We start from the raw sequence: 14,314 nt of genomic DNA, 5'->3' as shown, positions 1-14,314 counted from the left end.
CCTGCTGCCTCAGCCACCCCCGCGGCCTCTCATCCGGTCGTACGCCAGCCCCAGCACCCCGTGCCCCATCAGCACCACCCCCGCGACCACCCACCCCCCGCTGCGCCGCCGCAGCCCCCACGCCGCCAGCGGTGCCCCCGCCGCCAGCTGGGCCGCGCCCAGGACACGAGCCTTCGGGCCACGGAGCCAGGGGCCCAGCGGGCCCTCCTCCACCGCGTCCAGTTCCGCCCGTACCGCATCGCGCCAGCCCGACCACTCCACTGTCTCGGCGCCCTGCGCACGCGCGACCGACCGCAGCCGGTCGGCCGGTTCGCCCGGGCCGATGCCCGTCGGCAGGGCCAGGCCCGACCGGGCCAGGACCGCGATCAGGCCCAGCAGCCGGGCCCGCGCGTCCGCCTCCGGGTCGGGCAGCGTGAGCGGCTCGAGCGCCTGCAGGTCCAGCACCGGATCGAGGCCGAGCCGCGCCGCGAACGTCCGCATCGCCTCGTCCTCGCCGACCGGCCTGCCGTCCGCCAGCCACACGTACCCGACCGGCCGGCGGAATCCGGACGCCAGCGTGAACCCGGCCCGGTCGCCGTCCCACCACAGCGCGAGCACCGGCCAGTTCGCACCGACGGCGAGCGCCGCGGCCCAGCCCGCCAGCACTCGGTCCACCGGTTCGCCGCCGTCCAGCCACGGCTTGCCCTCCGGAACCAGCACGCTCCACTCGTCGCCGGCCGCGACGAGGAGCTGCCGCTCGCGCAGTAGATGGGCCGGGTGGCGTACGGCGGCGGGTGCCGCCCGGCACAGCAGCAGCGCTCCCACGGGTGTCGCGTCCATGACCCATACGCTAGGGCAATTTGCCCCTATATGGCGCCCAATCGGGCTCATATGGCGCCCGATGGCACTCAATGGCGACCCGAGGGGCCACCCCGACACTTGACACAGCCCAACCGCGATATATCGTGTTCAGCAAGAGACGCGATATGTTGCGTCACGGCCGGCCCAGGGAGGTCGCACCATGTCCGAGTGGTCCGTTGCAGAGCCGAAGAAGCTCACCTTCGACGACCCGGTGACGGCACTCAACGTGCGTATCGTCAACGGAACGGTCAACGTCGTGGGCACGGAAGAAGGTTCCGCCCGCCTGGAGATCTCCCAGGTCGAAGGACCCCCGCTGATCGTCACCCAGCAGGGCTCCACCCTCACCGTCGCGTACGAGGACCTGCCCTGGAAGGGCTTCCTCAAGTGGCTCGACCGCAAGGGCTGGCACCGCAGCGCCGTGGTCTCCCTCGCCGTCCCGTCCGGCTCGGCCGTCGAGGTCGGCGTCGTCGGCGCCGCGGCCGTTGTCTCCGGCATCCAGGGGCCCACCGCGATACGCGGCGTCAGCGGCGACACCACCCTCGTCGGGGTCTCGGGCGCGGTCCGTGCCGAATCCGTCTCCGGAAACCTGGAGGCTCAGTCCGTCACCGGCGACCTCCGCTACAACTCGGTCTCCGGCGATCTGACCGTGATCGCGGGCGCGGGCTCCTCCGTACGGGCCGAGTCCGTCAGCGGCGACATGGTCATAGACCTCGACCCGGCCGGGAAGCCGACGGACATCCGGCTGACCACCGTCTCCGGCGAGGTCGCGATCCGCCTGCCGCACCCCACGGACGCACAGGTCGAGGCGAACACCGCGAGCGGCGCGGTCTCCAACGCCTTCGACAACCTGCGGGTCAGCGGCCAGTGGGGCGCGAAGAAGATCACCGGCACGCTGGGCGCGGGCACGGGGACGCTCAGGGCGACGACGGTCTCCGGTTCCATCGCGCTGCTCCGCCGACCGCCCGCGGAGGACGAACCGTACGACGCAGCCCCCACCGGAAAGGTGCTCTGACATGCCGCCCGTCTTTGCCCATGGCCGACTGCGCCTGTATCTGCTGAAGCTCCTGGACGAGGCCCCGCGCCACGGGTACGAGGTGATCCGCCTGCTGGAGGAGCGCTTCCAGGGCCTGTACGCGCCGAGCGCCGGCACCGTCTACCCGCGGCTCGCCAAGCTGGAGGCCGAGGGGCTGGTCACCCACGCCACCGAGGGCGGCCGCAAGGTCTACTCGATCACCGACGCGGGCCGCGAGGAACTGGCCGGGCGCAGCGGCGAGCTGGCCGACCTCGAGCTGGAGATCCGCGAGTCCGTCTCCGAACTGGCCGCGGAGATCCGTGACGACGTGCGCGGCGCGGCGGGCAAGCTGCGCAGCGAGATGCGCGCGGCGGCGACGGAGACACGGCACGCGCCCGGCAGCGCGAAGGAACGGGCCGACTGGGAGTCCGCCTTCGGCGACAAGGAGTCGTGGCGGGCGGCGAAGGAGGAGCTGCGCCGCGCCAAGCAGGAGTGGAAGGAGCAGGCGCGCCGCGCGAAGGACGAGTCGCGCCGGGCCCGCGAGGACGCACAGCAGGCGCGCCGGCAGGCCAAGGAGGCCCAGGACGCGGCCCGCCAGGAGATGCAGCGCATCGCCAAGCAGGTCCAGGACCAGGTGCAGGACCACTTTGCGCGGGGCGACTGGCCGACGGGGGTACGGGAGGGGCTGTCGGAGCTCAGCACGCAGCTCGGGGGCCTGGCACGGGGGACGGCCTGGCCGCCGTTCACCAAGCCGGAACCGTCGAACGCGGACGTTGACGCTGGTACTGGTACTGGTACTGGTACTGGTACTGGTGCTGGTGCTGACGCCGGCGCGGACGCGGCGCCGGAGTGGGCGAGGGACACGACGGACTCGGGCGACCCGGCACGCGACCTCGACCGGCTGCTGGACCGCTTCCGGGACGACATCAGGGATGCGGCGCGGGACCACGGGGTGACGGAGTCCCAACTGGGCGAGACCCGCCGCCACCTGTCAACGGCGGCGGCCCACATCGGAGCGCTTCTGCGCAAACCGGGCGCCTGAGCAACGGGGGCGCCGGGTCCCTGGGGGGTGCGGGGCATGGGTGCGTGGGCGCGCCCGGCCTCCGCGGGGCGCGGGGCCCGGACGCTTGAGGTCACGGGGGCTCCGGGGGCGTGCCCTGGAAGCATGGGCGGGCCCGGTCTCGTGTCGGTGGCCGTCCGGGGTCCGCTCCGGGGCTCGTGTCCGGTACTGCGCTGCATCCGATATGCGGCTCCGCCGCGTGATCACCGCGCTTCGCGCGAGGTGCGACGCTTTTACGTCCAGAACACGACGCGCGCCCCCTGCCAGGGACAGGTCCGGCACCCGTCGGGCGCCCGTCGGGGTAAGTACCCCCGGGTTCGCGGCGCGAGGTCGCCGGTCCCGGGGGGCAATGCCTCGCGTTTGTGTTCTGCGGCGCGAAGCTGCCGCTCCGGGGTGTAGGGGCCTCGGCTCCAACGCCCCCCTACTCGGGTGGGGCCCCTTGCCTGCGGCCTCGACGTGAAGATGCCGCGCCTTGTTGAGGTACTGCCCCGTGTCTGCGACGCCAAGCTGCCGCTCCGGGATTGTGGGGGCGTCGGCCCCCACGTACCCCTCCCGCCCAGGGGGCCCGTGGGGCACCGCCCCCGGTTTCGGGAAGGGGCGGGGTGGGGGAAACACCACGCCCCGCACACCTCACCCCGCCTTCGCCGAGCCACCGCCGCCGCCGCCGCCGAACATCGCCCGTTCCACCGCCTCGTACGTCGCCCCGTGCTCCGCCAGCACGTCCGCCACCACGCCCGGCCGCGCCACCAGCGCCAGCAGCAGGTGCTCGCCGCCGATGCAGCGGTCGCCGCGGCCCACCGCGATACGGAGTGACCGCTCCAGCACGCCCTTCGCCGCCGCGGTGAACGGACGGCGCCCCGGCCACCACCGCCTCGGCTTCCCACCCGCCTGCAACGCGCCCTGCCCATCCACCTCTTCGACCTTCGAGACGATCTCGGCCACATCGATGCCGAGCCCCGCAAGCGCATCCTCGTCCGCCTTTGACAGGCCCCCACGCCGCCTCGCCTCCGCCAGCGCGTGCTCGACCGACGCGCGGCGGTCGGTGATGCCGAGCGACGCGAACGCGAACGCCGCCCGCGTGCCCTCCTGGTCGAGCATCGCCAGCAGCACATGCTCCTCGGTGATGGAGTCCTCGCCCGCCCGCTCCGAGTGTTCCGCGGAGCCCGTCACGACATCCCGGGCGTCTTCGGTGAAACGCTCGAACATCACTGCCTCCCGTACTTCTTGTGTACGGCCTGCCGGCTGACGCCCAGCTCGGCCGCGATCTCCTGCCACGACCAGCCCTGGTTACGGGCACTGCGCACCTGCACGGCTTCGAGCTGTTCAAGGAGCCGCCGCAGCGCGGCGACGGCTCGCAGCCCGACCCGTGGGTCGCGGTCGCCCGCCCGCTCGGCGAGATCGGTTGCTTCGGCCATAGCTGTCAACCTGCATTGACAGTTATCCACAGTCAACCCCGGTTGACGCCGCCCCGTCGTACCGTGGTCCCGTGATCGATTTCCGTACCGCCGCACCCGTGACCGGCAGCCTCGACGTCCAGTGGCATGCCGGCTGGCCGTCGCCCAAGCACGACCCGCTGCCGGAGATACAGGTCCATGCGTACTCCGAGCACACCGTGATCCTTCGGCAGAACAAGTCCGTGCACTTCGAAGCCCCGTTTCTCTTCCTGCTGTTCGGGAACGAACGGGCGCTGCTGCTGGACACCGGTGCCACGGCCGACCCCGCGCACTTCCCCCTGCGCGCGACCGTGGACGCGCTGATCGACGGGTGGCTCGACCGGAATCCGCGCGCGGAGTACGGACTGGTGGTGGCTCACACCCATGGGCACGGTGACCACATCGCCGGCGACGCCCAGTTCGCGGACCGCCCGCGGACCGAGGTCGTCGGTCCTTCGCTGAAAGAAGTGACGGACTTCTTCGGGTTCAAGGGCTGGCCGGAGGGCCAAGGAGAGCTGGACCTCGGCGGGCGGGTGCTGGATCTGCTGCCAGGGCCAGGGCACCAGGAGGCCGCCGTTGTCTTCCACGACCGGCACACCGGTCTGCTGCTGACCGGCGACTCCCTCTATCCCGGCCGGCTGTACGTCAAGGACGCCGCCGCCTTCACCGCCACCGTCGACCGCCTGCTGGCGTTCTGCGAGAAGACACCGGTGACCCACATCCTCGGCTGCCACATAGAGATGACGACCACCGCGGACGTGGACTACCCGCGTGGCACCACGTATCAGCCGGACGAGCCCCCGCTCCAGCTGACAACCGCGCATTTGCGCGGGCTGCGCAGCGCCCTGGCCGTGCACGACGGGCCCTGCCGCGACTTCATCGTGGTGTACGAGGAGTGATGGTCGCCGTGATCCCCGCCCCCGGGCGGGCCAGGACGCGCACCACACGGGAAGTGCCGGCCGCCACCGTGCGGGTGTCCGTGCAGGCCGGGCCGGCCACGGCGATACGCCAGCCGTACATGCTCGGCGGCAGCGAGATCTCCGTCGTGTCCGGCCGCGCGGACGCCCGGTACACCAGTCGGTACGTCCCGCTCGCCGGGTCGTACGCGTCCGTGCCCACCCGGCCCGCCACGGCCGCGGCGTACGGGGCGGCGGTCTGCTCCTTGTTCGTACGGAACGCTCCCGCGCCGTCGACCGCGCAGTACCCGCCCCCGTAGCACCACACATAGCCGGCCCAGCCGGAGCTGTAGCGATGAAGGGAGGCGAGCGCTTCACGGTAGAAGCGCGACATGTTCGGAAGGGAGTTGTTGAGCGGGCCCCACTCGCCCACCACGACCGGGATCCCCTGTGCCTCGGGGTACGCGGCGACGGCCGACTCGTACGACTCGATCCAGCCCGCCGCCGGGTCGTAGTCCGCGCCCGCCTCCATCGCCCCGTTGTAGAAGTGCGGAGCGTAGACGACCTTGGGGTCATTGACCTTCCCGAGGCCCGTGGGGACGCCCTCGCCCACGATCGGGGTCGGCTCGATAAAGATCCAGCTGTCCTCGTCGGCCGAACGGACGGCGTCCGCAAGGCGGTTGTACATCGGCGTCAGCTGGTCGCGCTCGATCCGGCGGGCCGCCGTGGGCAGTTCCTCGCCCGGGCGCATCTCGCCCATCGGCTCATTGATCAGGTCGTAGCCGAGGACGGCCGGGTGGTGCTGGAAGCGGTCGGCGAGGACCCGCCACATCCGCGTCTGCGCGCGCCGCAGATCCTCGTCCTCGTAGAGGTGGGTGAACGCGCGCTGCACGGCCGGCTCGAAGTACTCGGAGAACCAGTCGTCCGGGTGCGGTGTGAAGGGCAGCCCGTCGGTCCGGGTCGCCCACTCGGGGATGCCGCGATGCCCGAAGGCGGGGCCGAAGACGTCCTGGTGGGCGTCGATCAGCACCTGGATGCCGTACCTCTCGGCCCAGTCCAGGATCCGCTCGACCTTGCGCAGATACGCGGCGCTGTACTGGCCCCGCCTGGGCTCGATGTCGTCCCAGAAGACCAGCAGCCGGGCGAAGTTGAAGCCCTTGGCGCGCATATCGCGGAAGTGCTTCTCGGTGATGGCGGAGAGGGCATGCTCGCCGCGGTTCGCCTTGTCCTCGACGTTCCAGCCGCGCAGGGTGAGCGTTCGGCCGCGGTCGTCGGTCAGCCGGGGAATGCCACCGGGACCGCCCGGGACCGCGGCGGCCGGGGCCCCCGCGAACAGCAGAAGGGTGCAGCAGACCGCCGCCAGTGCCCGGATCGTTCGGCGCGTACGCATGAGAGGATCCCATCAGCGCACCTGACGGTCCATCAAGAGGGCGTCAGCACGATCTTTCCGAAGAGGTCGCCGCCGGCCATCCGCTCGAAGCCCTCCCTGGCCCGGTCCAGCGGCAGCACCTCGTCGATCACCGGCCGTACGCCCGTCGCCGCGCAGAAGGAGAGCAGATCCTCCAACTCGTCCTTCGAACCCATCGTCGAGCCGACGACCTTCAGCTCCAGGAAGAAGATCCGGGTCAGCTCGGCGTGCGAGGGGCGGTCGCCGCTGGTCGCGCCCGAGATCACCAGCGTGCCGCCGGGCCTCAGCGACTTGACCGAGTGCGACCAGGTCGCGGCGCCGACCGTCTCGATGACGGCGTCCACGCGCCGCGGCAGCCGCGCGCCGGGCTCGTACGCCTCCTCCGCGCCCAGTTCGACGGCTCGCTTCCGCTTGGCCTCGTCGCGGCTGGTGGCGTAGACGCGCAGGCCCGCCGCTTTGCCGAGAACGATCGCGGCGGTCGCCACGCCACCGCCCGCACCCTGCACGAGGACCGAATCCCCGGGCCGCACCCCGGCGTTGGTGAACAGCATCCGGTACGCGGTGAGCCAGGCGGTCGGCAGACAGGCGGCCTCCTCGAAGCTGAGCTCCTTCGGCTTCGGCAGGACGTTCCAGGCCGGGACGGTGACCTGCTCGGCGAAGGTGCCCTGGTAGCGCTCGGTGAGGATGGAGCGCGGCTCATTCGGGCCGACACCGTGCCCGGTCTGACCGATGACGGAGTGGACCACGACCTCGTTGCCGTCCGCGTCGATGCCCGCGGCGTCGCAGCCGAGGATCATCGGCAGCTTGTCCTCGCTGAGGCCGACACCCCGCAGCGACCAGAGGTCATGGTGGTTGAGCGAGGCGGCCTTGACGGTGACGGTGGTCCAGCCGGGGCGGACCTCGGGGGCCGGGCGTTCGCCCAGCTCCAGGCCGTTGAGCGGGGCGTCACGGTCAATGCGGGCGGCGTAGGCGGCGAACATGACCTTGACGATAGGACGGGGACGGGACGCGACGGAACCACTCCGAGGTGTGACACGCACCGCGTTGTGCCGTGGCCGCCCCGGGCGTCGCCACCTGTTCGGACGAAGACCAGGAACGAAGTTCTGCCGGTCCCGCCAACGGCACGGGCCGTGCCGCACCCCTCGGGGGGTGCGGCACGGCCCGTTCTCGTACGCCGAACGCGTCAGAGACCCGTCAACGCCTCGCGACACCCTCCGCGCGCGCAGCCGCCGCCACCGCGGCGGTGACCGCCGGGGCCACGCGCTCGTCGAACGGGGACGGGATCACATAGTCGGCCGCCAGCGCGTCGCCCACCACGTCCGCCAGCGCGTTCGCCGCCGCGATCTTCATGCCCTCGGTGATCCGGGACGCCCGCACCTGCAGCGCACCCGCGAAGATGCCCGGGAAGGCAAGCACGTTGTTGATCTGGTTCGGGTAGTCGCTGCGACCCGTGGCCACCACCGCCGCGTACCGGTGCGCGACATCGGGGTGCACCTCCGGGTTCGGGTTGGCCATCGCGAAGACGAAGGCTCCCGGCGCCATCGAGGCGACCGCGGGCTCCGGCACCGTACCGCCGGAGACGCCGATGAAGACGTCCGCGCCGGCCAGCGCGGTCTCCAGCGAGCCGCTCAGCCCCGCCCGGTTCGTGATCTCCGCGAGCTCCCGCTTGACCGGCGTCAGGTCCTCGCGGTCGGCGCTGACGATGCCCTTGCGGTCGGCCACCGCCACATCGCCGATGCCCGCCTCCAGCAGGAACTTCGCGATGGCCACCCCGGCCGCTCCGGCGCCGGAGATGACGGCGCGCAGGTCACCGAGACCGCGCCCGGTCAGCTTCGCGGCGTTCCGCAGCGCGGCGAGGGTCACCACGGCGGTGCCGTGCTGGTCGTCGTGGAAGACGGGGATGTCGAGGCGCTCCTGGAGCTTGCGCTCGATCTCGAAGCACCGCGGTGCCGAGATGTCCTCGAGGTTCACGCCGCCGAAGGACGGCGCGAGCCGCACAACGGTCTCGACGATCTCGTCCGCATCCTTGGTGGCGAGCGCGATGGGCACCGCGTCCACGCCGCCGAACTGCTTGAAGAGGATGGCTTTCCCCTCCATCACCGGAAGCGACGCCTCCGGACCGATGTCACCGAGACCGAGCACCGCGGTCCCGTCCGTCACGACGGCGACGACCTGCGACTTCCAGGTGTAGTCGTGGACGAGCTCGGGCTGCTCCGCGATCGCGGTGCAGACCTTGGCGACGCCGGGTGTGTACGCGAGGGACAGGTCGTCCTTGTCGCGGATCGGCACGGTGGCCTGGACGGCCATTTTGCCGCCGCGGTGCAGCGCGAAGGCCGGATCGAAGGGCTCCTCGGGAGCACTCTCCGTACCGCTGTCGCTGCGAGGATTGACGATCTCCGCTGCCATTTGGTTGACCCCTTAAGTCTTCATCTGTTGAGGGTGGCCACTCCTGGTTGAGGAGGGGTGGGCGGGCACCGCGTCCGTGCCCTGCCGCAGCGGTTGGCCCGCCTGGCAGGGGGAGGTACGTACGCGCGGGCGCGCCGCACACGCGCCCTGAGCCCCGGATGAGGGGTGTAAACGTCCTTCATACCGGACGGACGGCACCGCGACGAGTCGTTATCCACGCGGTGACACGACTCATGGCTGAATATCTGGACACGTCCGCTTTGCGCACTGAAAACCGTCCGCGAAGCAAGACAGGCCGCAGATTTTCCGGCCGGGTGAAAGCATTCCCGTAAGAGGTACGGCCTTGATGTACCGGCCTCCTGGGGTTCGGGGGTGACCCGTTACCCGATTTTGACATGCGCGGCCCCCTGATTGGGCTAGTCCGAATGGCAAGATGCCGAAAACACTCAAGGTCGCGACACTCGAAGGTGAGTACAACGACCGGAATGTCCAAAAAGGCTGCCACCTCACCCGCCGGAGGATCCTGATCATGACCGCAAGCAACACCTGTCGTACGACCGCCGCCCGTTCCCGGATCGCCGCGGTCGGCGCAATCGCGGTCGCCGGCTCACTCATGCTCACCGCCTGTGGTGACCAGACCAACTCCGGCACCTCGGCGTCCGGGGGCACCAAGGAGAGCAGCGCTGCGCTCTTCGACAAGCTGCCGAAGAAGTACCAGGACGCCGGCGTGATCAAGGTCGGTACGGACGCCGCGTATGCCCCGATGGAGTACGAGGAGGGCGGCAAGATCGTCGGCATCGACCCCGACATCGCCGCGGCCCTCGGCACTCAGCTCGGCGTCAAGTTCCAGTTCACCAGCGGCACCTTCGACGGCCTGATCTCCTCGCTCAACACCGGCCGCCAGGACGTCGTCATGTCCGCCATGAGCGACACCAAGGCCCGCCAGGAGGGCCTGGACGACAAGGGCAAGAAGGTCGGCCAGGGCGTCGACTTCGTCGACTACTTCACTTCCGGCGTCTCGCTCCTGGTCAAGAAGGGCAACCCGGACAGCATCAAGTCGCTCGACGACCTGTGCGGCAAGAAGGTGGCCGTCCAGCGCGGCACGATCTACGAGGACACCTTCAAGACCCAGGCCGCCAAGTGCAGCAAGGACGGCAAGGGCAAGCTCACCATCGAGGCGTTCGACACCGACGCCGAGGCCCAGACCCGCGTGAAGTCCGGTGGCGCTGTCGCCGACCTCAACGACTACCCGGTCGCCGCGCACATCGCGAAGACCGCGGGCGGCGGCAAGGACTTCGAGGTCGCGGGCGACCAGACCGACGCCGGTCCGTTCGGCATCGCCGTCGACAAGGACAACGCGCAGCTTCGTGACGCGCTCAAGGAAGCGCTGAACGCGATCATCAAGAACGGCGAGTACGCGAAGGTCCTGGAGAAGTGGGACGTCAAGAACAGCGCCGTGACCGAGGCGACCGTCAACGCCGGCAAGTAATACGGCGTTCTCGCCTCAAGCGTTCACTGAAGGGCAGTCACTGTGACTGACAAGTTCGACAAAACGCCCGCAGACGAGCCGCCAGCGGACTCGGCGGTCAGCAAGGGGGCATCCATTCCCCCTGAGAAGATCAAGGCCATCCCGGTACGGCACTGGGGCCGCTGGGTCAGCGGTGTCGTCGTCGTGGCGCTGCTGGGCACGCTGGTGTACTCGTTCTCGCAGGGCGACGTCAACTGGGGCACGGTCGGGGACTTCGTCTTCGACGACCGGATCCTGGCGGGCATGGGCCGCACGGTGCTGATCAGCGTGCTGTCGATGCTGATCGGCCTGATTCTGGGCATTGTTTTCGCGGTCATGAGGCTGTCGAAGAACCCGGTGACGGGTGCGGTCTCCTGGCTGTACATCTGGTTCTTCCGCGGCACACCGGTGTATGTGCAGCTGCTGCTCTGGTTCAACCTCGCACTGATCTTCCCCGTCCTGAACCTCGGGTTCTACAAGGACGAGATGGTCGACGTCATGACCCCGTTCGTGGTCGCCCTGCTGGGCCTGGGCCTGAACGAGGGCGCCTATATGGCCGAGATCGTCCGGGCCGGCATCCAGTCGGTCGACGAGGGCCAGACCGAGGCTTCGCACGCGCTGGGCATGCCCACCGGCAAGACCATGCGGCGGATCGTGCTCCCACAGGCGATGCGGGTGATCGTGCCGCCGACCGGGAATGAGTTCATCAACCTGCTCAAGACCTCTTCCCTGGTGTCCGCGGTGCAGTACAACGAACTGCTCCGCGCGGCGACGAACATCGGCTCCACGTCGTTCGCGGTCATGGAGATGCTGCTGGTGGCCTCGATCTGGTACCTGGCTCTGACCAGCGTCTTCAGCGTCGGCCAGTACTACGTCGAGCGCTATTACGCCCGCGGATCGCTGCGGCAGCTGCCGCCCACCCCGTGGCAGAAGGTCAAGGCCAATCTGGCGTTCGGCCGTCCGAAGGGAGGCGTCGCATGAGCGCCATGGTGAAGGCCGAGGGCGTCCACAAGTCCTACGGCGCCGCGCACATCCTCAAGGGCATCGATCTTGAGGTAGCCCCGCGTGAGGTGTTCTGCCTGGTCGGACCGTCCGGTTCCGGCAAGTCCACCTTCCTGCGGTGCATCAACCACCTGGAGCAGATCAACGCAGGCCGGCTCTCGGTCGACGGTCGGCTGGTGGGCTACCGGCAGAAGGGCGACAAGCTCTACGAGCTGAAGGACAGCGAGGTCGCGGCGCAGCGCCGGGACATCGGCATGGTCTTCCAGCGCTTCAACCTGTTCCCGCACATGACCGCTCTGGCGAATGTCATGGAAGCCCCGATCCAGGTCAAGGGCGAGTCGAAGGCCGTGGCCCGGGCCCGCGCGGAGCGCCTGCTGGACCGGGTGGGCCTGGCCGACAAGGCCAAGAACTACCCCTCCCAGCTCTCCGGCGGCCAGCAGCAGCGCGTCGCCATCGCCCGCGCGCTGGCGATGGAACCGAAGCTGATGCTCTTCGACGAGCCGACCTCCGCCCTCGACCCGGAGCTGGTGGGTGACGTCCTGGACGTCATGCGCGGCCTGGCCGAGGACGGCATGACCATGATCGTCGTCACCCACGAGATGGGCTTCGCCCGCGAGGTCGGCGACGCCCTGGTCTTCATGGACGACGGCGTCGTGGTCGAATCCGGCCACCCCCGCGACGTGCTGACCAACCCCCAGCACGACCGCACCAAGTCCTTCCTCTCGAAGGTTCTGTAGTCACGCGAGAGGGCGGTACGGACGTGATGTCCGTACCGCCCTCTCGCGTTGTCCGGAAGCTACTTCACAGCCAGCAACAGCGTGTCGGAAGGCGAGGCCCACACGGCGCGGGCCTCGCCGAACCCGGCCGTACGCAGCGTCTCGGCGTGCCAGTGCGGGGACGGCATGTCCCCGTCGGCGTGCTCGCCGTAGATCTCGTAACGCCTGGCGGTCGGGCCGGCGAGTACGGGGTCCTCGGCGGCCAGGGCCCACCAGCCGGACCAGTCGAGCGCACCGGCGGCCTTGGCCCGCTCCATGTGGGCGTGCCGACGGGCCCGCTCGGCGGCGTTGATGCGCGGGGTGGTGCTGTCGATCATGTGGTCGGCGTTCATGAAGACACCGCCGTCCCGCACGAGCCCCGCGATCTGCCCGTACAGCGCGGCGAGGGGCTCGTTGTGCAGCCAGTGCAGGGCGGTGGCGGTGAGCACGGCGTCGTACTGGTCGTACGGCAGCTTCCTGACCCACTCGGGGTCCTTCAGGTCGGCGGTGACGAAGGTGATGCGCTCGTCGCCGTCGAAGTACCCCTCCGCGATGGTCAACAGGGCGGGGTCCAGATCCACCCCCGTACTGGTGGCCTTCGGGAACCGCTTGAGCAGCCGGTCCGTGATACTTCCCGTACCGCAAGCGAGATCCAGCACCCTCGGCTCGTGGCCGACCAGGTCCTCGACCATGTCCAGCATCACCCGGAACCGCTCCTCACGGTCGGGCATGTACCACTCCTGCTGCCGGTCCCAGCTCTCCTGCCAGGCCCGCCAGTCGGTCCCCGTACCCGTCCCTGCCGCCGCCTCCGCCACCGGAACCCTCCCGTCCGTAATACCCTCGAAGCATCATCAGCTGTTACGTCGACACTAGAACGCCGCGGTAAGGACTACAAGTGGAACTGGCCTATTACTCGGACTATGCCGTGCGCCTGGTCAACACCGAGGAGCCGGCTCGCAACAAGGACTCCCTCACCTCGGTCGAGTCCATTCGCGAGCTCTTCGGCGAGTCTTCCCAGGCCGCACGCCGCGCCACCGACGCGGATGTCACCCGTTTCCGGTCCGTACGGGGCCGTCTGCGCGCGGTCTTCACCGCGGCCGACGCCGGCGACGAGACCCAGGCGGTCGACCTGCTCAACTCACTGCTGCTGGAGTTCCCGGTGAACCCGCAGATCTCGGGCCACGACTTCCGGGACGAGGACGGCCGCCCGAAATGGCACATGCACCTGGCCGACCACCCGTCCAATGCGACGGCGGGGTACGCCGCGATCGCCGCGATGGGCCTCGCGTTCCATCTCACGGAGTACGGCGTCGACCGGCTCGGCCTCTGCGAGGCAGCACCGTGCCGCAACGCCTACCTCGACACCTCGACCAACCGCTCACGCCGCTACTGCTCGGACCGCTGCGCGACCCGCGCCAACGTGGCTGCCTACCGCGCCCGCAAACGTCTCGAGACGGAACGGTCCGCGAGCACGAGCCGCAGCGACGACGCCGCCCAGGAGACGACCCCGCGAACCGACCGCTGATCCTCGGCCAGCGGCCGGTATCTGCCGCGCACCCGCCCCAGCAGCAACTCGTGGGGCACTGTGCCGAACAGCCGGCTGTCCCCCTCCGCCCCCGGGTTGTCCCCGAGCACCCACCAGCCGTCCTCGCGCCGCTCGACGAGCCGCTTCACGATGAGCAGATCCTGTTGCAGCGGATGGCGCAGTACGGCGACGTCGCCGGCCTTCACCTCCGCGCCGTAGTGCACCAGCAGTTGATCGCCGTGCTTCAACGTCGGGTACATGGAAGGACCCGTCACTTCGGCGACCCCGAATGGCGCTCTCGGCTCCCGCCCCTGCTCAGTCATCCGCCACCTCCGAGTCCCACGGTATGTTCGGCCACCGGTCCCATACTGACCCTGGACTTTTGTCCTAAGCCCTAGGGGGCACCCGCGAAAACGCGTCTCTCACGGAGTAATGTCCCACCTGAGAAGACGATCACGAGGAAGGACAGC

At 69.9% G+C, this 14,314-nt stretch carries 15 protein-coding genes; 7 read left to right on the top strand and 8 right to left on the bottom strand.

Annotation, left to right across the window (positions count from 1 at the left end):
* Positions 1 to 9: 9 nt before the first annotated feature.
* Entirely contained in the window at positions 10 to 819 is an 810-nt protein-coding gene (locus OG735_RS28710; RefSeq protein ID WP_327326026.1) for a hypothetical protein, read from the bottom strand.
* A gap of 181 nt (positions 820 to 1,000) precedes the next feature.
* Here OG735_RS28710 and OG735_RS28705 point away from each other — a divergent pair, with 181 nt between their 5' ends.
* Positions 1,001 to 1,852 carry a DUF4097 family beta strand repeat-containing protein gene (locus tag OG735_RS28705; RefSeq protein ID WP_327326025.1) on the top strand — a complete coding sequence of 284 codons (852 nt, stop codon included), beginning with the start codon at positions 1,001 to 1,003 and terminating at the stop codon, positions 1,850 to 1,852.
* Between the two features lies 1 nt (position 1,853).
* Positions 1,854 to 2,894: a PadR family transcriptional regulator gene (locus OG735_RS28700; RefSeq protein ID WP_327326024.1), complete on the top strand. Its 1,041-nt coding sequence runs from the start codon at positions 1,854 to 1,856 to the stop codon at positions 2,892 to 2,894.
* A gap of 648 nt (positions 2,895 to 3,542) precedes the next feature.
* Here the strand turns inward: OG735_RS28700 and OG735_RS28695 are convergent.
* Together OG735_RS28695 and OG735_RS28690 are read right to left on the bottom strand one after the other, a co-directional pair.
* On the bottom strand, positions 3,543 to 4,118 hold the full coding sequence (locus OG735_RS28695; protein WP_327326023.1) for a Clp protease N-terminal domain-containing protein: 576 nt from the start codon (positions 4,116 to 4,118) through the stop codon (positions 3,543 to 3,545).
* A complete protein-coding gene (locus OG735_RS28690) occupies positions 4,118 to 4,327 on the bottom strand; it encodes a helix-turn-helix domain-containing protein (protein WP_327326022.1) in 210 nt (69 codons plus the stop codon). The genes OG735_RS28695 and OG735_RS28690 overlap by 1 nt, the downstream gene beginning before the upstream one ends.
* 71 nt (positions 4,328 to 4,398) lie before the next feature.
* Between OG735_RS28690 and OG735_RS28685 the strand changes: the two genes are divergently transcribed.
* Positions 4,399 to 5,244 (top strand): MBL fold metallo-hydrolase, encoded by an 846-nt coding sequence (locus tag OG735_RS28685; RefSeq protein WP_327326021.1) that lies wholly within the window; start codon positions 4,399 to 4,401, stop codon positions 5,242 to 5,244.
* Here OG735_RS28685 and OG735_RS28680 read toward each other — a convergent pair.
* From OG735_RS28680 to OG735_RS28670, 3 genes are all read right to left on the bottom strand, one after another.
* Entirely contained in the window at positions 5,222 to 6,631 is a 1,410-nt protein-coding gene (locus OG735_RS28680) for a glycoside hydrolase family 5 protein (protein WP_327326020.1), read from the bottom strand. The two genes, OG735_RS28685 and OG735_RS28680, sit on opposite strands and share 23 nt — an antisense overlap.
* A 32-nt stretch (positions 6,632 to 6,663) precedes the next feature.
* Positions 6,664 to 7,629 (bottom strand): zinc-binding dehydrogenase, encoded by a 966-nt coding sequence (locus OG735_RS28675; RefSeq protein WP_327326019.1) that lies wholly within the window; start codon positions 7,627 to 7,629, stop codon positions 6,664 to 6,666.
* Positions 7,630 to 7,843: 214 nt separating this feature from the next.
* Positions 7,844 to 9,055: an NAD(P)-dependent malic enzyme gene (locus OG735_RS28670; RefSeq protein WP_327326018.1), complete on the bottom strand. Its 1,212-nt coding sequence runs from the start codon at positions 9,053 to 9,055 to the stop codon at positions 7,844 to 7,846.
* 529 nt (positions 9,056 to 9,584) lie between these two features.
* Here OG735_RS28670 and OG735_RS28665 point away from each other — a divergent pair.
* From OG735_RS28665 to OG735_RS28655, 3 genes are read left to right on the top strand one after another with little or no spacing between them, the layout of a single operon-like run.
* Positions 9,585 to 10,544, top strand: coding sequence for an ABC transporter substrate-binding protein (locus tag OG735_RS28665; RefSeq protein ID WP_327326017.1), 960 nt, complete (start codon positions 9,585 to 9,587; stop codon positions 10,542 to 10,544).
* A gap of 42 nt (positions 10,545 to 10,586) precedes the next feature.
* Complete coding sequence (locus tag OG735_RS28660; RefSeq protein WP_327326016.1) at positions 10,587 to 11,543, top strand: amino acid ABC transporter permease; 957 nt, start codon at positions 10,587 to 10,589, stop codon at positions 11,541 to 11,543.
* 5 nt (positions 11,544 to 11,548) lie between these two features.
* Complete coding sequence (locus OG735_RS28655; RefSeq protein WP_389560668.1) at positions 11,549 to 12,301, top strand: amino acid ABC transporter ATP-binding protein; 753 nt, start codon at positions 11,549 to 11,551, stop codon at positions 12,299 to 12,301.
* Positions 12,302 to 12,360: 59 nt separating this feature from the next.
* On the opposite strand, the gene OG735_RS28650 is transcribed toward OG735_RS28655, so the two are convergent.
* On the bottom strand, positions 12,361 to 13,134 hold the full coding sequence (locus OG735_RS28650; RefSeq protein ID WP_442812506.1) for a class I SAM-dependent methyltransferase: 774 nt from the start codon (positions 13,132 to 13,134) through the stop codon (positions 12,361 to 12,363).
* Between the two features lie 80 nt (positions 13,135 to 13,214).
* Between OG735_RS28650 and OG735_RS28645 the strand changes: the two genes are divergently transcribed.
* The gene (locus tag OG735_RS28645; RefSeq protein ID WP_327326014.1) at positions 13,215 to 13,844 is read left to right on the top strand and encodes a CGNR zinc finger domain-containing protein; all 630 of its coding nucleotides are present in this window, start codon (positions 13,215 to 13,217) and stop codon (positions 13,842 to 13,844) included.
* Here the strand turns inward: OG735_RS28645 and sodX are convergent.
* The gene (gene sodX, locus OG735_RS28640) at positions 13,748 to 14,167 is read right to left on the bottom strand and encodes a nickel-type superoxide dismutase maturation protease (protein ID WP_327326013.1); all 420 of its coding nucleotides are present in this window, start codon (positions 14,165 to 14,167) and stop codon (positions 13,748 to 13,750) included. The genes OG735_RS28645 and sodX overlap by 97 nt on opposite strands.
* Positions 14,168 to 14,314: the final 147 nt, after the last annotated feature.

Source organism: Streptomyces sp. NBC_01210, assembly GCF_036010325.1.
Taxonomy (GTDB): Bacteria; Actinomycetota; Actinomycetes; order Streptomycetales; family Streptomycetaceae; genus Streptomyces.
The sequence above is the reverse complement of the archived record's forward strand: the minus strand, read 5'-3'. Positions and strand labels throughout refer to the sequence as shown.